At 40.3% G+C, this 17,626-nt stretch carries 19 protein-coding genes; 16 read left to right on the top strand and 3 right to left on the bottom strand.

What is annotated here, in order from left to right; translation table 11 throughout:
- Positions 1-80 precede the first annotated feature (80 nt).
- From AR334_RS04875 to rlmD, 7 genes are all read left to right on the top strand, one after another.
- Complete coding sequence (locus AR334_RS04875) at positions 81-893, top strand: YfkD famly protein (protein WP_066306041.1); 813 nt, start codon at positions 81-83, stop codon at positions 891-893.
- 114 nt (positions 894-1,007) lie between these two features.
- Complete coding sequence (locus tag AR334_RS04870) at positions 1,008-1,208, top strand: SE1561 family protein (RefSeq protein ID WP_066307663.1); 201 nt, start codon at positions 1,008-1,010, stop codon at positions 1,206-1,208.
- A 182-nt stretch (positions 1,209-1,390) separates the two neighbouring features.
- The gene (locus tag AR334_RS04865; protein WP_066306039.1) at positions 1,391-2,941 is read left to right on the top strand and encodes a fumarate hydratase; all 1,551 of its coding nucleotides are present in this window, start codon (positions 1,391-1,393) and stop codon (positions 2,939-2,941) included.
- Between the two features lie 357 nt (positions 2,942-3,298).
- A complete protein-coding gene (locus tag AR334_RS04860) occupies positions 3,299-4,270 on the top strand; it encodes a nuclease-related domain-containing protein (protein WP_066306037.1) in 972 nt (323 codons plus the stop codon).
- Positions 4,271-4,334: 64 nt separating this feature from the next.
- The gene (pdaA, locus tag AR334_RS04855) at positions 4,335-5,102 is read left to right on the top strand and encodes a delta-lactam-biosynthetic de-N-acetylase (protein WP_066306032.1); all 768 of its coding nucleotides are present in this window, start codon (positions 4,335-4,337) and stop codon (positions 5,100-5,102) included.
- A 78-nt stretch (positions 5,103-5,180) separates the two neighbouring features.
- On the top strand, positions 5,181-6,047 hold the full coding sequence (locus tag AR334_RS04850) for a DNA-3-methyladenine glycosylase (RefSeq protein WP_066306020.1): 867 nt from the start codon (positions 5,181-5,183) through the stop codon (positions 6,045-6,047).
- A 103-nt stretch (positions 6,048-6,150) separates the two neighbouring features.
- Positions 6,151-7,530 (top strand): 23S rRNA (uracil(1939)-C(5))-methyltransferase RlmD, encoded by a 1,380-nt coding sequence (gene rlmD, locus AR334_RS04845; RefSeq protein WP_066306014.1) that lies wholly within the window; start codon positions 6,151-6,153, stop codon positions 7,528-7,530.
- A gap of 95 nt (positions 7,531-7,625) precedes the next feature.
- Here rlmD and AR334_RS04840 read toward each other — a convergent pair whose 3' ends face one another.
- Positions 7,626-8,903, bottom strand: coding sequence for a VTT domain-containing protein (locus AR334_RS04840; protein ID WP_066306010.1), 1,278 nt, complete (start codon positions 8,901-8,903; stop codon positions 7,626-7,628).
- 248 nt (positions 8,904-9,151) lie between these two features.
- On the opposite strand from AR334_RS04840, the gene AR334_RS04835 reads away from it, so the two are divergent.
- Positions 9,152-9,373, top strand: a complete 222-nt coding sequence (locus AR334_RS04835) for a helix-turn-helix transcriptional regulator (RefSeq protein WP_066306004.1) — start codon at positions 9,152-9,154, stop codon at positions 9,371-9,373.
- Positions 9,374-9,376: 3 nt separating this feature from the next.
- A complete protein-coding gene (locus AR334_RS04830; protein ID WP_066306001.1) occupies positions 9,377-9,784 on the top strand; it encodes a hypothetical protein in 408 nt (135 codons plus the stop codon).
- 102 nt (positions 9,785-9,886) lie between these two features.
- Here AR334_RS04830 and AR334_RS04825 read toward each other — a convergent pair whose 3' ends face one another.
- Positions 9,887-10,102: a hypothetical protein gene (locus tag AR334_RS04825; RefSeq protein WP_066305997.1), complete on the bottom strand. Its 216-nt coding sequence runs from the start codon at positions 10,100-10,102 to the stop codon at positions 9,887-9,889.
- Positions 10,103-10,270: 168 nt separating this feature from the next.
- On the opposite strand from AR334_RS04825, the gene AR334_RS04820 reads away from it, so the two are divergent.
- The 6 genes from AR334_RS04820 (at position 10,271) to phoU (ending at position 15,290) form a co-directional block, all read left to right on the top strand.
- Complete coding sequence (locus AR334_RS04820) at positions 10,271-11,179, top strand: phosphate ABC transporter substrate-binding protein (protein WP_066307662.1); 909 nt, start codon at positions 10,271-10,273, stop codon at positions 11,177-11,179.
- Between the two features lie 69 nt (positions 11,180-11,248).
- Positions 11,249-12,172 carry a phosphate ABC transporter permease subunit PstC gene (pstC, locus tag AR334_RS04815; protein WP_066305993.1) on the top strand — a complete coding sequence of 308 codons (924 nt, stop codon included), beginning with the start codon at positions 11,249-11,251 and terminating at the stop codon, positions 12,170-12,172.
- Positions 12,169-13,056, top strand: a complete 888-nt coding sequence (gene pstA, locus AR334_RS04810) for a phosphate ABC transporter permease PstA (RefSeq protein WP_066305991.1) — start codon at positions 12,169-12,171, stop codon at positions 13,054-13,056. Before pstC ends, pstA begins: the two co-directional genes overlap by 4 nt.
- 16 nt (positions 13,057-13,072) lie before the next feature.
- Complete coding sequence (gene pstB, locus AR334_RS04805; RefSeq protein WP_253701184.1) at positions 13,073-13,831, top strand: phosphate ABC transporter ATP-binding protein PstB; 759 nt, start codon at positions 13,073-13,075, stop codon at positions 13,829-13,831.
- A 12-nt stretch (positions 13,832-13,843) separates the two neighbouring features.
- Positions 13,844-14,617 (top strand): phosphate ABC transporter ATP-binding protein PstB, encoded by a 774-nt coding sequence (pstB, locus tag AR334_RS04800; RefSeq protein WP_066305988.1) that lies wholly within the window; start codon positions 13,844-13,846, stop codon positions 14,615-14,617.
- A 13-nt stretch (positions 14,618-14,630) separates the two neighbouring features.
- Positions 14,631-15,290, top strand: a complete 660-nt coding sequence (phoU, locus tag AR334_RS04795; protein WP_066305985.1) for a phosphate signaling complex protein PhoU — start codon at positions 14,631-14,633, stop codon at positions 15,288-15,290.
- A 104-nt stretch (positions 15,291-15,394) separates the two neighbouring features.
- On the opposite strand, the gene AR334_RS04790 is transcribed toward phoU, so the two are convergent.
- Positions 15,395-16,111, bottom strand: a complete 717-nt coding sequence (locus tag AR334_RS04790) for a response regulator transcription factor (RefSeq protein ID WP_066305982.1) — start codon at positions 16,109-16,111, stop codon at positions 15,395-15,397.
- 346 nt (positions 16,112-16,457) lie between these two features.
- Between AR334_RS04790 and AR334_RS04785 the strand changes: the two genes are divergently transcribed.
- Positions 16,458-17,387, top strand: coding sequence for a phosphate ABC transporter substrate-binding protein (locus AR334_RS04785; RefSeq protein ID WP_066305980.1), 930 nt, complete (start codon positions 16,458-16,460; stop codon positions 17,385-17,387).
- Positions 17,388-17,626 lie beyond the last annotated feature (239 nt).

The following is a 17,626-nucleotide window of genomic DNA, read 5'->3' as shown; positions in this document are numbered from 1 at the left end:
GAAAAGGGATAATATTGGTGAACTCCGAAAAAACTACTATCAGACTAATTTACTATGTAGTGAAAGGAGTTCTTCACACAGTGAAAAAACTTGTTTCTGTCTTTATGTGTTTGCTTTTAATGATAACTATTTTACCGGCAGCCTTCGCTGAAAAAGCCTCATCCGTCAAAAGGGATCAGGTAAAATATCAAATTCCGGCATCGGTGCGTAATATTTCAAAGGAAAATACGTACCCGAATTCCACCCAGGACTTGCCGCAATTGCAGCCTAGCGAGCTGACGAAGAAATTGATCAACTCATCAAAGGTCAAAATCAAAAACCCTGATTTGATCCGCATGCTGAACGAGTCTAGCATTAACAGCACACCGTTTGCACTTGGCTATCGGGCCATCATTTATTTGGGCCAATGGCCGCTGAACTATGAATCATCGGAAACCTCGCCAAACTGGGAATATCAAAAAATCAATACCAATTATTTTGATAATCGTGGCGGCAACGCTCCTTACAAAATTAAATATGTACAAGAGGCACAAAAAATTGTACGCGGCGGACTGACGGCGAAAATCCCTAATGCAGAAGACGTGAAGAAAATGATGCTCCTCACAGCGATGGAGAAAACAAAGCTGCCCCTGGCATTTGAAACCATCATCGGTGCCGGAACGAAAAATGACCATATTTATAATATTCCAACCAACCGTTTAGGCTACCTTTATGCCTATGCCCCTGGAGTCAATGAAAAAGGGAAAGTCACTTATGGTGAGGTTTATTTAATGCTGAAAGGCAGTAAGAAGTTTATTATTGTTAAAAATGTAACCTCCCAGGGCATCGGTGCCTGGATTCCGGTCCAGGATTATGTGTCGTTTGGGTTTGTAGCATCAGAACGGCCGAGATAATGAGTTTGCTCCTATCCATTTTCGCGGGTAGGGGCTTTTATTTTGGGAAAAATATTGCGAAAGCACCTTAATTCCTATAAGCTAAGAAAGGAAATTGAAAGGAGTGAATACCATTTGGGTAGCCAAATTCATGATAAAAATGTGCAAGTAAACTTTTTAAAGCAACGATTGAATATGTTTATTGATGTTCTCGATGCAATTGATCCGGAGGAAACGGATCTTGAAGATATCGATCGATTAATTTCCATTCTTGATGAAATGGAATCAAAATGCCGCGAATTTAATAACCGCGACCTGTCTGAGCCTGTTAAATAAACAGGCTTATTTTTTTTGCCTGATGGTCTTTAAGTGCGAAGGTTTTGCCGCATACTTCCATGTAATCGATTGCAGCCAAATCCTTTAATTCTGGTCACTTTAGGAGTATAATTTAAACGTGTGAAAAATTGTAATATTTAAATAGAGATTATCAGAGGACAAAGGGAAAGGGGAAATTCAAGTTGAATAACGCCACGTTTGAAGAAAGCATGTACAAGCTGGTTGTCGAAACGTCTACAAAGCTTCCTAAGGATGTGCGTCGTGCCATCAAGGCTGCCAAGGAAAAAGAAAACGCCGGTACCCGCGCCGCAATGAGTCTTGCGACCATCACCAACAACATAAAAATGGCGGACGACCAGGTATCGCCAATTTGCCAGGATACCGGGTTGCCAACTTTTAAAATTAAAACGCCGGTTGGTGTCAACCAGTTGGAAATCAAAGAAGCGATTAAAAAGGCAATCGTACAAGCGACAAAAGAGGGCAAACTGCGTCCGAACTCCGTTGATTCGCTAACAGGGGAAAACAGCGGAGACAACCTCGGCGCCGGCGTTCCGGTTTTTAAGTTTGAACAATGGGACAAAGACTTCATTGATGTGAAGCTTATTTTAAAAGGTGGCGGCTGTGAAAACAAAAATATCCAATACAGCCTGCCATGTGAACTAGAAGGACTGGGCCGCGCCGGCCGTGACCTTGACGGTATCCGCAAGTGCATTATGCATTCGGTTTACCAGGCACAAGGCCAAGGCTGTTCCGCAGGATTCATCGGCATCGGCATCGGGGGCGACCGTTCATCAGGCTATGATTTGGCGAAGGAACAATTATTCCGTCCGGTTGAAGACGTGAACCCGAATGAAGATCTTCGCAAGCTTGAAGAGTATGTTTTGGAAAATGCCAACAAACTTGGAATCGGCACGATGGGCTTCGGCGGCGAAGCGACTTTGCTTGGCTGTAAAATCGGTGTGATGCACCGGATTCCGGCAAGCTTCTATGTATCCGTCGCTTATAACTGCTGGGCATACCGCCGTATGGGCGTCAGCGTTGACCCGGAAACTGGCGCCATCCTCGAGTGGGCGTATCAAGATGGAGAGTTCATTGACTTTGCTTCCGAGTCCGAGTCTGCTGAGGCAGAGGTTGCCGCTTCGGTTGAAGAGGACGTCATCACCTTGGAAGCTCCTATTACAGAAGAGCAAATTCGTTCGCTAAAAGTCGGCGACGTTGTCAAAATCAACGGCATGATGTACACCGGCCGCGACGCGATTCACAAGTATTTAAGTGATCACGATTCACCAGTTGATTTGAACGGCCAGGTCATTTACCACTGCGGTCCGGTTATGCTGAAGGATAAAGAGGGTGTGTGGCATGTGAAGGCTGCCGGCCCGACAACCAGTATCCGTGAGGAGCCTTACCAGGGCGATATTATGAAGAAATTCGGCATCCGCGCTGTTATTGGTAAAGGTGGCATGGGCCCTAAAACTTTGGCTGCTCTGCAGGAGCACGGCGGCGTGTACCTAAACGCCATCGGCGGAGCTGCACAGTACTATGCAGACTGCATCAAAGGCGTCGAAGGCGTTGATTTAATGCAATTCGGTATTCCTGAAGCGATGTGGCACCTGCGCGTGGAAGGCTTTAAAGCAGTCGTCACAATGGACGCGCACGGCAACAGCCTGCATGCCGATGTGGATAAGTCTTCCCTAGAGAAGCTGTCCCAGTTCAAGGAGCGGGTTTTTAACTAAAAGGGTAATTAGAAGGGTGGACCCGAGTGTGCGGGTCTGCCTTTTTTTCTTTGGGAGTTGGCATGGTGGTTTTACTAAAAGGGGGTAATTTAGGGTTTTTAATGGTCTTTGGAAGGGACTATGGTTGGTCTTTTGTGCGTTAAAGCGGTGCATGGATAATGAATTGTAGATATATTTGAAATTTTGTAGATATCTTGTAAAAATTGTAGATATCTTCAAAAAACTGTAGATATCCTTCAAAAATTTGTAGATATATTTTTTGCCTCCTAAAAGTTTTAAAGAATAATAAAAGTCCAAGCAGGAAATGTGGCGGATTCTGTCGAAAATATCTCTTATTACGTAAAAGGAGGGAAGATTTTGTTTGTTTTAGACTTTTATAAACCAATCCCGTTGGAGCAAATTGAGGCTGTCTTAAGAAGAGTGGCAGAAAATCACCCAAAAAGGCCAATTATTGAAACTAAACGCAAATTTTTAGACTCTGGTTATCAAGGTGAAAAAAGACTGAACTATTTTCTTATTCCTGGCAAAAAGTATCACATATTTCATGGTCTTCGACTTCCCATCGGAAATACCTTCTTTCAAATTGATGCACTTCTCATTTCTCCAAAGATAACAATTATTATTGAATCCAAAAATTACGCTGGGTCACTCAAAATTGAAAAAGATCAACTAACTCAAGAGATCAATGAATCAAAAGAGGTATATGATAATCCACTAGCACAGGCTATTCGCCACAAAATCCTTTTACAATATTTTTTAGAAAATTACCAATTGCAATTAGCCCCGATAGAAGTTCTTGTTGTGATGACAAGATCATCAAGCGTCATACAAGTCGCTACTGGTTACCATGAAGCCTCAAAAAAGGTCTTAAAAGTAGCGAATCTTTTAAAGAAAATTGAGGAGTTAGAGAAATACTATAGTATAGACAGAGTTGACCAAAAAACAATCGGTAAAGTAAGAAAGCTTCTTTTTAAAAAAAACACCCCGCTACGAATCGATGTTTTGCGAACGTACTCCATTCAAAGATGGGAAATCATCACCGGTGTACGGTGCTATAAGTGTTTTCATATGCCTATGCAGTTTTACAGGCAAAAGTGGATATGTCGACATTGTAAGTCGGAATCCAAGGATGCCTATCTTGAAGCAATTAATGACCATTTTTTAATTTTTGGGGTACCAATAACCAACAAAGAGATTCGCGAATATCTACATATCCCCAATGGAAGGCAAGCTACCTATTTCCTTAGGCTTTGCAACCTCCCCTCCACTGGAACCAACAAAGGCCGCATTTACCACCAACCTAAACCAAAGCAATGCCTTTTCCTATAAATACTAATCATCATTTCCCGCCAACAACAAACAATATAAGAAAACAATTTTGGGGGAAATTTGAATGAAACGATTATTGTGCGCACTTAGTGTGCTGATAGTATTGGTGCCAACTATTACATACGCGGCCTTGCCAAACAGGCCGATTCACTGGGGCTTTAAAAAATCGGTCAACGAGGAGCCTCCGTATGCGGGAGCAGAATATGACGAGGTCCTTGCCAAATACGGGGCGGTATACAAAGGCGACCCTGACAAAAAAATCATGTACCTGACCTTTGACAGTGGTTATGAAAATGGGCAGATGCCCAAAATTCTTAAGGTACTAAAAAAAGAAAAAGTACCAGCGACATTTTTTGTAACGGGACATTTTTTACTTTCGCAGCCTGAGTTAGCTAGACAAATTGTCGATGAGGGCCATATCATCGGCAACCATTCCTGGCACCATCCCGATTTTACAAGGGTCAGCGATGAACGAGTTCGCGAAGAACTAAACAAAGTAAAGATTAAAACCAAAGAAATTACGGGGCAGAAGAAAATGAAGTACCTCCGCCCGCCACGTGGTGTTTTTAGCGAAAGGACGATGCAAATCGCTAAAGAAGAGGGCTACACCCATATATTTTGGTCGCTCGCCTTTGTTGACTGGAATGTCAACAGTCAAAAAGGCTGGCAATACTCGTATAATAACATCATGAAACAGGCACATCCAGGGGCCATCATCTTACTCCACTCAGTTTCAAAAGATAACGCTGATGCTCTAGAACAAGCCATCAAGGACCTTAAAGACAGAGGTTACAAATTCAAAAACCTTGACCATTTAATGAAGAAAAAATAAGCCGGATTTCGCTTGAAATTCGGTTTTTCCTTGTTTCGTGATATAATACGGGGAAAAATAATAAAGGATGGAACCCCCGTGTGGCAGGAAACGATACATATTGAAGGCCCATATAATTTTGATAGCATTTTAGAACGGCATACGCCCGACCCGTTAAAACAAGTAAATTTGCAAGAACGATTTTTGCGAGTTCCAGTCCTCATTGGCAACGATTCCCATGTTGTTGATGTAAAGGCAATTGGAACAGTTGATGAGCCGATATTTGAGGTTTCCGGGAAAAACGCCGCCGCTAAAGAGGCCATCATCCAAAGAACAGTAGAAATTTTTCAATGGAATATACCGTTAAAGCCGATTCATCAACATTTTCAAAAAACCGATTTAAAGGAAATATTCATCCAATTCATTGGTACGCCGCTAGTACTCGATTTTAATTTGTTCGATTCGCTCGTCAAATGCATTATCCATCAACAAATCAATATGAAATTTGCCTATACGTTAACCGAGCGCTTTGTAAAAACGTTCGGCTATGAAAAAGATGGCATCTGGTTCTTTCCGAGTCCGGAAACAACTGCAAAACTGACAGTGGACCAGTTGCGCCCGCTGCAAATGAGCGGCAGAAAAGCAGAGTATGTAATAGGCATTGCAAAAGAAATGGTCGAAAATGGCTTGGATCTTGAAGGGCTAAAAAGTGAACCCGATGAGGCGATCTTTGAAAAATTAATGAAAATCCGTGGTGTCGGCAGATGGACGATAGAAAACTTTCTGCTTTTTGCCCTTGGCCGCCCGAACTTGTTTCCCCTGGCCGACATTGGGATCCAAAACGGAATCAAAAAGCTATACGGGCTAGACCGAAAACCTACCCACGAGGAAATGGAACAATACAAACAAGGCTGGGAGCCTTATTTAAGCTATGCTTCCTTATATTTGTGGCGGAGCATCGAATAGAGGCGACCCTCTAGAAAAATAGAGGATGCCCCCTCTAAAATGGAGGAGCATCTAAAGACGGGCCGCGCACCTCTGTAAAGTGAATAAATCTGGAGTGAACCTAATGAAAACAGAACAAACAGTCAAAATCCAACCGAAACAGACCTTTCCATTAACCATAAAACGGCTTGGCATTAATGGCGAGGGGGTCGGCTATTTTAAAAAGCAGGTCGTCTTTGTGCCCGGTGCCCTTCCTGGTGAGGAAGTAGTCGTGGAGGCAACGAAGATTCATCCAAAATTTGCCGAGGCAAAAATTAAAAAAATTCGCATTAAATCACCACATCGGGTTAAGCCGCTTTGTCCGGTATATGACCAATGCGGCGGCTGTCAGCTGCAGCACCTCGATTATCAGCAGCAGCTGAAGGAAAAACGGGATATCGTGGTTCAATCGCTTGAACGCCACACCAATCTGAATGTTGGAAAATTGGAGATCCGCGACACGATTGGAATGGAGAATCCGTGGGGCTATCGCAATAAAAGCAGCTTCCAGGTCGGCGAAAAAGCTGGCAAAGTATTGGCCGGACTTTATGGGCTTAATTCCCATCAATTGATCAACATCGACCAATGTGTTGTTCAGCATGCGCAAACAAATGAAGCAACTTCAGCGATTAAACGGATTTTAGAAGAACTGCAAATCCCGATTTATAATGAAAAAACCAATAAAGGAATAGTCAGAACCATCGTCACCCGTGTCGGCGTGCAATCAGGAGAGCTTCAAGTGATCCTAATTACATCGCAAAAAGAGCTGCCTAAAAAGGAACTGATCACCGAAGAAATCCAAAAGCGTCTGCCAAAGGTGAAATCCATCGTGCAAAATATAAACGGTGAGAAGACCTCACTGATTTTCGGAGACGAAACGCTGTCGCTGGCTGGAGAAGATTTTATCCAGGAAACCTTGGGTGACCTACAGTTTGAATTATCGGCGCGGACATTTTTTCAATTAAATCCGACTCAAACGGTGAACCTTTACGACGAGGTAAAAAAGGCTGCCCAACTGACAGGGAAGGAAAAAGTGGTCGACGCCTATTGCGGTGTGGGTACAATTGGATTGTGGCTCGCTGACCAAGCAGCAGAGGTACGAGGCATGGACGTGATTCCAGAGTCCATTGAGGATGCCAAGAAAAATGCCAAGCGCCACGGCTTCACAAACACCAAATATGTCCCGGGCAAAGCGGAAGAGGTATTGCCAAAATGGGTCAAAAAAGGCTGGAAACCGGAAGTCATTGTCGTTGATCCGCCAAGAACCGGGCTTGATAAACAACTGATTCAGACGATCCTGCAGGTTGAAGCCCAAAAGGTTATCTATGTTTCCTGTAACCCGTCCACTCTGGCTAAGGACATTGAAACGTTAAGTAAAAAATATAAGGTGGAATATATTCAGCCGGTCGACATGTTTCCTCAGACCGCCCACGTTGAATGTGTGTCGCATCTTGTTCTTAAATAGTCCCGAAATCCTGACCGAAGGCCATCAGGTGGAATGCCTGAAGCCTTCGGTCTCATGTCCCAAGAATAAGACTTCAAGGACGAACCTAAAATTAGCTAATCCTTTTCCAATACAAGCCGTAACATTTCAAACAACAAGAAATTAAAAAATATCCAGACACCACCATATACATATCCACCAACAATGTCACTGGGAAGTACACCAGAAGATGCAATATTTACAATCGCAAGACTGAATAGTAGAACGATCCCTAATAAAGGAGCGATTATCGTAACATAATTATTTTTTGAATGGCGGACTAGTAAAAATAGACAAGTTCCGTAAATAATGATAATCATAGTAGCATTTAAGTCAGGAAAATTTGCGGAATGGAATGTCCCGACAAATCCAAATGATTGGAGAAAGACAAAAATCTGCTTGATGGATTCATGAAACAATCTCGTTCCAGAAATGGCTACGATGAGTAGAAGATACTCTAGCAGCCTGTCCTCACCTTGCTTCCAAATCCGGATTAACGTAATTCCAATCAATGCAGCCAGAGTATAAGGAGACTGGAAGATAAGAAGCCCTTTCATCCACTCTTTATAAACTGCCGAAGTAACCATGTATTTTGTTACTTGATTAAACGAAGTAAAGTCATTATATAAATAGTCCTGAGCAAGACCCAGCATCAAGATCATCATACCTATTAAAACTAATGTAAGAAAAACGAGAAATATTTCCGTTGCTCTTATGGTTTTCAAACGGTTTAACAATCCTTGGATAAAGCGAATAAAAACGGCTTTAATTTGATTTTTATAAAACCTATAGAGCAAATATCCTGCTAACATACATGCAAAAATAATAATAAAAATAACAAAATATTTCCTTGCAGCTTGATGGAAGACCTCCCACTTTGGTCCCAACACTTTTCCGAGTGTAATAAAACAAACTCCCCATAAAAACACACCTGCATAAGCGGGTATGATAAATTTTCGAAACGGCATTCTAGAGCTTCCTGAGATATAACCCGTAAAATGCCTTACTCCTGGAATAAAATAAGCCAAGACAATTAATTTACTGCCTGAACGTTCAAACCAGGCTGATGTTTTTTTATATCTTTCCGGCCCAAGATGGATAAACCTTCCGTATTTTTCAATCAGTTTGTATCCTCCCGCTTTACCAATCCAATACGTTAAGGTTATTCCCGCACCGCCTGAAAAAAAGACCGTCAGCAGGGCCAAAAAGTAACTCATCTTACCTTGGTAGACATAATAACCAGCGTAACTCATTAAAAACTCCCCTGATATAGGTAGAGCCATCAGTTCCAGAAAAATTCCGGCAAATAGGATTAAATAACTATGATGCTCAAATAAAGTGATTAAATGCTGCATAGAAATGCCTCCAAAATTATTAAAAGAACCACTTAAACCTCATATACAATGTAGCACGCTATATGGATTCCATTTTGCATTTTAATGTAATATTAATGATTTATTAAGGGAAAAGCACAAGTTTGTTTTATATTTTTATCTTGCCCATTTTAATTGCAGCATCAACATGTAAAGATATCTTTACATATTGATGCTTTTGTTTTATGCTCAGTGTAAAGATATCTTTACCTTTTGGAGGTGGCTGATGGTTGAAGGTGATTAATCATATTAAAGAAATCCGTCTGAAGAAAGGAATTTCCCAAGTTAAGATGGCTGAGGATTTGCAAATTACGAGACAAACGATCAATGCCATTGAAAATAATAAATACAATCCGAGTTTGGAACTTGCATTAAAATTAATTGCATATTTTGATGTGCCAATTGAAGAAATGTTCTATTTAGAGGAAGCATTAAAGCATAAGGGGGATTAGGCAATGAAAACACGTTATCAAATGATGATTTATATCTTCATTATCGGGATGATTATAATCGGAGGATTATTAGGGGTATATTTGACTGGAAAAGAAGATGGAGAGTTTAGCTTTGGGTTAGCTGCTGCAGTTATAGTTGGGTCATTGGGTGGATTCCTGATTAGTTTTCTCTATTCAAAATGGCGTAAAAAAAGAAATGGCAATATACCTGAACTGGATGAGCGGAGTCTGTTGCTTATGAAAAGGTATTTATTAATTGTTCTTTATGTTGTCCTAATAGGCAGCGGGGCTCTACTGCTAGTTCTATATGCAATGGGTGTTCACACAATTGAAACTGGTATGATAATAGTGTACATGATGATTTTGTATATGGTAATTGGAATAGGCGCAGTTGTAGTAAAACGAATCTGATAAATGGTGGAAATCGAATTGTTAGAGCTAACAGCTTCCGCAATCGGACAGAAAACAAATTTTTTATATCATTGGAACAGCCGGCTTCTAATCGAAGCCGGCTTATTTTTTTATTGGAGGGCTGTTACTATCTACATGAAAGGGTAGTAAATTATTATCTTCGTTACTTCCGTAAAATTCCTTTTGAATTTCTTGATTCGCTTTCTCCGCTTCAGAATTTGCTTCAGAAGCTCCTCGATAACTATAATCCTTGAATTGTTCACTCATTTTAACATTTGCATCTTTAGTCGAAATATCATTTTTTTTGTCGGTTGACAATGGTGATCCTCCTCATTTTTATTGAAAAATTTATCAGTAACTTTAATAAATAATTCTTTGGGAAGGCATTCTAAAGAAGAAATAGATTCTCTAACTGGCAAAGTTATTATGCACTAAGTAAGGCAAACTTAAACCATAATGATATTAGGAGGATTCAAAATGAAGTGGATGAAAAAACCTATTTTATTCGTAACAATAGCAGCATTAATGATGTTTGCTGCAGCTTGCGGCGGTGGAGATGGAAATGTAGACAAAGATAATAATAAAGCTGGCGGCGAAAAAGGAAAGGAACTTTCGGGGTCACTTGTAGTCTCCGGCTCTTCTGCCATGCAGCCTTTAGTAGCGGCCGCAGCCGAAGAGTTTATGGCTGAAAACCCTAATGCGGATATTCAGGTGAATGCTGGCGGATCAGGTACAGGCTTGTCTCAAGTTGCCGAGGGCTCAGTCGATATTGGAAATTCTGACGTTTTTGCCGAGGAAAAAGAAGGAATCCCGGCAGAACAGCTTGTTGATCATAAAGTGGCTGTTGTCGGGATTACGGCCGCTGTAAATCCAAATGTAGGAATTAAAGATATATCGAAAGATGATTTAATCAAAGTTTTTACCGGCAAGATTACGAACTGGAAGGAAGTTGGAGGCAAAGACCAAAAGATTGTCCTCGTAAACCGTCCTGATGCCTCCGGGACACGTGCGATCTTTAATAAATTTGCTCTTGATGGGGCAACTCCTGCAGAAGGGATTACCGAAGATTCATCAAACACGGTGAAGAAGATTCTGACGGAAACGGAAGGTGCAGTCGGCTATCTGGCTTTCTCCTACTTCACAGATGATTCGGTTACCCCTCTTGCGATTGATGGTGTTGAGGCAACCGAAGATAATGTTCAAAGTGGCAAATTTCCAATCTGGGCTTACCAGCATTCTTATACGAAAGGTGAGCCAAAGGGTCTTGCTAAAGCATTTCTTGACTATTTAATGTCAGACGATGTCCAAAACACGTTGCTAAAAGAGCAAGGCTATTTACCTGTGACAAAAATGAAAGTAGAACGAGATGTAGAGGGGAATGTCAAGAAGCATTAAAAATTGAAAGGGGTAAATGCAATAAAAGCATTTACCCTATTAAGTCATAAAGGGGGGGATGGGTGCATTATGGAAAAAACAATTCCTGCAAAGGACCGATTATTGAAATCAGGAAAAAATGGATTAGGAAATGAAATGCGTGGGAAGGTTCTCGTGATATTATGCGCGGTGATTATGATTTCCGTTACCATATCCATAACCATTTTCTTAGGTACCAAGGGTCTTCAGTCGTTTATTAAGAATGGTGTCAGTCCAATTGAATTCATAACCAGCACAAAGTGGAATCCAACCAATAAAGCAAATCCGGAATATGGGGCATTTCCCTTTATTTTTGGCTCATTTGCTGTCACCTTGCTCTCAGCTTTAGTTGCAGCACCGCTCGGGATAGGCGCAGCGATTTTTATGACAGAAATTGCTCCTTCGTGGGGAAAAAAGATCCTGCAGCCCGTGATTGAACTTCTGGTTGGGATTCCATCTGTTGTTTACGGGTTTATCGGACTTTCGGTGTTAGTTCCCTTTATAAGAGAAAATATAGGCGGGCTTGGGTTTAGCTTATTAGCAGGAACGATTGTTCTTTCCATCATGATTTTACCGACGATTACGAGTATTGCAACGGATGCAATGAGTTCACTGCCTAAAAGTCTCCGTGAAGGTTCCTATGCGTTAGGAGCGACTCGCTGGCAAACGATTCGAAAAGTATTAATTCCAGCAGGATTGCCCACGCTTTTAACAGCCGTTATTCTTGGAATGGCCCGTGCGTTTGGGGAGGCGTTAGCAGTCCAAATGGTTATTGGGAATGTAAGGGATTTGCCATCAAGCTTCCTTGATGCCTCGGCCACGTTAACCACAATCATTACATTAAATATGGGTCATACCACTTACGGAAGCGTAGAAAATAATACTCTGTGGTCGATGGGCTTAATTCTTTTAATCATGTCGTTCGTATTTATCATCCTCATTCGTTATTTCTCATCAAGGAGGAAAATGCAATGACCAGCAAATCGGCAGATCGGATTGCCACAGGTGTATTTATTGCTATAGCTGTTATCATCGTATCCATATTGGTCGGATTATTTTCCTATATTTTGGTGAAGGGTTTAACCCATATATCTTTGGATTTTTTAACATCTCCCTCCAGTAATGTCCGGGCTGGCGGCGGGATTCGGGACCAATTATTTAACTCTTTTTATATCCTGGTTTTAACCATGCTCATTTCTGTTCCACTTGGTTTAGGCGGCGGAATATATATGGCTGAGTATGCCAAGCCGGGAAAAGTGACGAATATTATTCGGTCTTGTATTGAGGTTTTATCTTCGCTTCCGTCCATTGTCATCGGAATGTTTGGCCTATTGATGTTTGTTAATTTAACTGGTTGGGGATACACCATTTTAGGAGGGGCCTTGGCGCTGACAGTATTTAACCTTCCTGTACTGGTACGTGTCAGTGAGGATGCTATTCGGTCGGTTCCGCGTGAATTGAAGGAGGGAAGTCTTGCCCTCGGAATTACTCATTGGCATACAATAAAAACCGTTCTTTTACCCAGTGCTTTTCCATCGATATTAACGGGGGCGATTCTTGCATCAGGACGCGTTTTTGGTGAAGCGGCAGCACTATTATTTACAGCGGGTCTTTCCACACCAAGATTGAATTATTTGGATTGGAACCCATTTTCGGAACGTTCGCCTTTAAATATCTTCCGTCCTGCAGAAACACTTGCTGTCCATATTTGGTCCGTTAATACTCAAGGGTTAATTCCCGATATCGAAGAGGTTTCAAATGGGTCGGCTGCTGTCTTAGTCATTTCTGTTTTACTATTTAATTTACTGGCAAGGTGGATTGGCACCCGAATTCATAAAAGGATCACGGCTACGAAATAAAGGGTGGTGGGAGCATTTGAGTGAAACTATTTTACAAGTGAAAAACCTAGAGATTTATTATGGTGAAAAAAGGGCAGTGAATGGTATTTCAATGGATGTTGAAAAAAATGCGATTACAGCACTAATCGGGCCTTCTGGCTGTGGAAAGTCAACATTTTTACGGACAATTAATCGAATGAATGATTTAATTCCCGGAGCAAGGGCTGAAGGTGAAATCATTTATGAAGATCTCAATTTATTATCCGACCAAATGAATGTAGTCGCATTACGAAAAGAAATTGGGATGGTTTTTCAAAAACCCAATCCATTCCCTAAATCGATCTATGATAATATTACCCACGCTTTAAAATATAATGGGATAAAAAAGAAGAGCCGGTTAGATGAAATAGTGGAGGAAAGCTTGCGGAAAGCGGCATTATGGGATGAAGTAAAGGACCGCCTTCACAAATCAGCATTATCCCTTTCAGGTGGACAACAGCAGCGTCTTTGTATAGCGAGGACAATTGCGATGAAACCGACAGTGGTACTCCTTGATGAACCATCTTCTGCGCTCGACCCGATTTCCAATGCCAAGGTAGAAGAATTGATTATTGAGTTAAAAAAGGATTATTCGATCATTATTGTTACCCATAACATGGGGCAAGCATCGCGTATTTCCGATAAAACAGCGTTCTTTTTATCTGGTGATTTAATTGAATATGATGTCACGGAAAAGATTTTTACCAATCCTTCCAATCAAAAGACGGAAGAATATATTTCAGGACGGTTCGGATAGGGAGGGAACAGCGTGTCTACCATTACAACGGCGAGAACGGTTTTTGATATAAAGGATTTAAATTTATGGTATGGGAATCATCATGCACTAAAAAAGATTCATTTTCCGATAAACAAAAAAGAGGTAACGGCGATCATAGGTCCGTCAGGTTGCGGAAAGTCAACCTTTATTAAAACTTTGAACTTGATGATTAATTATGTTCCAAATGTAAGGATGACAGGAGAAATTAATTACAATGGTCAAAATATTTTAAATGAAAAACTGGACCTCGTGGAATTGCGAAAAAATGTGGGGATGGTTTTCCAAAAGGGAAATCCATTTCCACAGTCGATTTATGATAATGTTGCGTACGGTCCGAGAATTCATGGAACGAAAAGAAAAACCCATCTCGATGAGATTGTCACGAAATCATTGATGGATGTAGCGTTGTGGGATGAGGTGAAGGATCGTTTACAAACACCTGCTCTCGGTCTTTCCGGTGGGCAGCAGCAAAGGCTATGCATTGCCAGAGCACTTGCGACAAAGCCTGATGTCTTATTAATGGACGAGCCTACATCTGCATTAGATCCGATCTCAACATTAAAAATTGAAGAACTTATTCTAAATCTTAAAGAAAAATATACAATTGTTATAGTTACGCACAATATGCAGCAAGCTTCAAGGGTATCGGATAAAACCGCATTCTTTTTAATGGGTGAACTGATTGAGCTTGATGACACATCAAAGATTTTTTCGAACCCTGCGGATGAACGTACAGAGGGTTATATTTCAGGTAGATTTGGATAAAAGGGGTGACCATATGAATACAAGATCAAATTTCGATAATAATTTAAAGCAACTAAACGACATGTTAATCGAGATGGCTCGGAAATCAGAGACTGCCATTAAAGAAAGTATCAACACCCTCATTCATCAAGATCTTGAGAAGGCAAAGGAAATTATTCAAAATGATACAGTCATTGATGAGTTAGAACATGAAATAAACAATAAAGCGATTGTTTTAACCGCCATGGAATCACCTGTCGCAAGGGACCTTAGAAAAATTATCGTTGCGATAAAAATTTCCTCAGAAGTAGAACGAATTGCGGATAATGCCGTAAATATTGCTAAGTCAACCTTGCATATTGGCAACGAAAAGCTGATAAAGGAAATTATCGACATTCCCAAAATGATGAATATTGCACTAGAAATGTTAAGCGATTCATTAACAGCATTCTTAAAAGAGGACGTAGAATTAGCAAAAAGATCTGCTGCGAAGGATGACAAAGTGGATGAAATGTACGGCATATTAATTAAAGAACTTATGGGTTATCTGCAGCAAAGCCCAGATAAAACAAATCAAATTACCCAGTTAGCTTTCGTAAGCAGATATATAGAGCGGGTTGCGGACCATTCGACTAACATTGCAGAACATGTTGTATATCTTGTAACTGGAAAACTTTCCAACTTAAATGAATAATCCAAGCTTTTATAAGGGCTGTATAACCGATTTGCATGAGGTTAGACAGCCTTTATAAAATATTAACACAAATATATTCTAGCCTTCATTTGCTTCCAAGTTAATCATTTTTCTTTTGGTTCTTCTAATCTATACCCAACTCCGCGAAACGTTTTTATATAGACTGGTCTTCTTGTGTCCTCTTCAATCTTATCTCTTAAATGAGAGATGTGAACATCTACAATTCTAGAATCCCCGGAAACCTCATAATTCCAAACAGCGTTAAGCAATTGGTCTCGAGATTGTATTCTGTTCTTATTTTTTGCAAGATGAAGGAGGAGTTCAAATTCCTTTAGTGTCAATTCTAATAGATGATCTTGGAAGCGGGCTTCATATTTGTCGGGATAGATGATTAATTCACCCACTATTATTTGCGACTCTTCCAAATCTGTGTTATTTCCGTGTTCAGGTTGAAGCTGTACCCTTCTAAGAATAGCTTTTACTCTAGCAACCACCTCTCTAGGACTAAAGGGCTTAACCATATAGTCATCAGCACCAAACTCAAGACCTAATATTTTATCAAGCTCACTGTCCTTAGCAGTTAACATTAAAATTGGAGTCTTGATCTTTTCTTGCCTAAGCTGCCTGCATACTTCCATTCCATCTAATTTGGGAAGCATGACATCTAAAATAATGAGATCAGGTGATTCCGTTATTACAATTGTTTTTCCCGCTTCCCCATCCATTGCAATGATGACTTCAAAACCTGCCTGCTCCAAATTATATTGAAGTAAAGTAACAATAGAAGGTTCATCATCGACTACAAGAATTTTACGTTTCATATTACCCCTCCGCAACACGAATGCTTTTTCCCCTGCTTCATCCAAATTGAGCAGTTCGAAGAAACTCAGGTAGTAAAAAAATATTCAGATACTTATCAATTTCCATATTATTAAACAATCGTTAACCCTTTATTAAGTGAATGTAAAGATTTATTAATTATGTAGCGGAAGCAGATTAGGGGTTCTATCTTTTTTTTCCATCACTAGACTTTACATATTTTTTACAACCAATTTATTTCTAATTTATATTTAATTAACACTCAATTAATAATGTTGTTATATAGTTAAAACCGTAAGAAAAATAGCAATCTAAAAAACTAGGAATTAACGGGAGGAATTTTTTCAAATGAAACGTCTAAAACATCTAAGCCTGCTTACATTACTTTCGGCATTCATGATCATCATGGCTGCTTGCGGAAGCGGTACTTCAAATGAGAAGTCAGAAGGCAATGCCAGCAAAGAAACACCGAAAACCGAAGAAAAGCAAGAACTATCTGGTTCTCTAGTTATTTCCGGCTCATCTGCGATGCAACCATTAGTAGCAGCTGCAGCTGAAGAATTTATGGCAGAAAATCCAAAAGTTGATATTCAAGTAAATGCGGGCGGTTCTGGTACAGGTTTATCACAGGTTGCAGAAGGTTCAGTTCAAATTGGGAACTCAGACGTTTTTGCTGAGGAAAAAGAAGGAATTCCGGCAGATGAACTTGTTGACCATAAAGTGGCAGTAGTTGGTATGACTGCAGCTGTTAACCCTAAAGTAGGGATTAAGGATATTAAAAAAGACGATTTAATTAAAGTTTTCACTGGGAAAATCACTAACTGGAAAGAACTTGGCGGCGAGGATCAAAAAATCGTTCTAGTAAACCGTCCTGACTCTTCAGGAACAAGAGCTATCTTCAATAAGTTTGCTTTGGATGGTGCTACACCAGCGGAAGGGATTACAGAAGATTCTTCAAACACAGTTAAAAAGATCATTAGTGAAACTGAAGGAGCAATTGGATACCTTGCATTCTCTTATTTTACAGATGATTCCGTAACACCTTTAGCTATCGATGGAGTAGAAGCAAAAGCAGAAAACGTTCAATCTGGTAAATTCCCTGTATGGGCATACCAACACTCTTATACTAAGGGTGAGCCGACAGAACTTGCAAAAGCATTCCTTGACTATTTAATGTCAGATGAAATCCAAACAACTTTATTAAAAGAGCAAGGCTATCTACCTGTTACAAAAATGAAAGTAGAACGTGATGTAGAAGGAAAACAAAAGAATATCTAAGCAATAAAAAAGCAAAAAATCCGCGTTTCCCTGAGGAAAAGCGGATTTTTTTTTTGCTTAAAAAAGGCTAAAATGTTAAAACTGAGAGGGACAATATTTGCCGCCATGAATTACATTTATTTGTCTGTTGTGTGTCAAATTACACATCTGTTATGCTTATGCTGTGCTATCCTATGTATATATAACTTTTGGAGGTTAAAATTATGCAACTAACACTGGAAAACCCGAAAAATACCAAA

The organism is Bacillus sp. FJAT-29814, assembly GCF_001510715.1.
Classification (GTDB): domain Bacteria; phylum Bacillota; class Bacilli; order Bacillales; family Cytobacillaceae; genus Neobacillus.
This window is presented reverse-complemented; position numbering and strand designations above follow the sequence as displayed.

Excerpts from the sequence above, each read along its gene's own strand:
- rlmD (WP_066306014.1), top strand. The coding sequence starts at position 6,151 with ATGAAAACAGAACAAACAGTCAAAATCCAACCGAAACAGACCTTTCCA.
- AR334_RS04790 (WP_066305982.1), bottom strand. The coding sequence starts at position 16,111 with ATGAAACGTAAAATTCTTGTAGTCGATGATGAACCTTCTATTGTTACT.
- AR334_RS04820 (WP_066307662.1), top strand. The coding sequence starts at position 10,271 with ATGAAAAAACCTATTTTATTCGTAACAATAGCAGCATTAATGATGTTT.
- AR334_RS04840 (WP_066306010.1), bottom strand. The coding sequence starts at position 8,903 with ATGCAGCATTTAATCACTTTATTTGAGCATCATAGTTATTTAATCCTA.
- AR334_RS04785 (WP_066305980.1), top strand. The coding sequence starts at position 16,458 with ATGAAACGTCTAAAACATCTAAGCCTGCTTACATTACTTTCGGCATTC.
- pstC (WP_066305993.1), top strand. The coding sequence starts at position 11,249 with ATGGAAAAAACAATTCCTGCAAAGGACCGATTATTGAAATCAGGAAAA.
- pstA (WP_066305991.1), top strand. The coding sequence starts at position 12,169 with ATGACCAGCAAATCGGCAGATCGGATTGCCACAGGTGTATTTATTGCT.
- phoU (WP_066305985.1), top strand. The coding sequence starts at position 14,631 with ATGAATACAAGATCAAATTTCGATAATAATTTAAAGCAACTAAACGAC.
- AR334_RS04830 (WP_066306001.1), top strand. The coding sequence starts at position 9,377 with ATGAAAACACGTTATCAAATGATGATTTATATCTTCATTATCGGGATG.
- pdaA (WP_066306032.1), top strand. The coding sequence starts at position 4,335 with ATGAAACGATTATTGTGCGCACTTAGTGTGCTGATAGTATTGGTGCCA.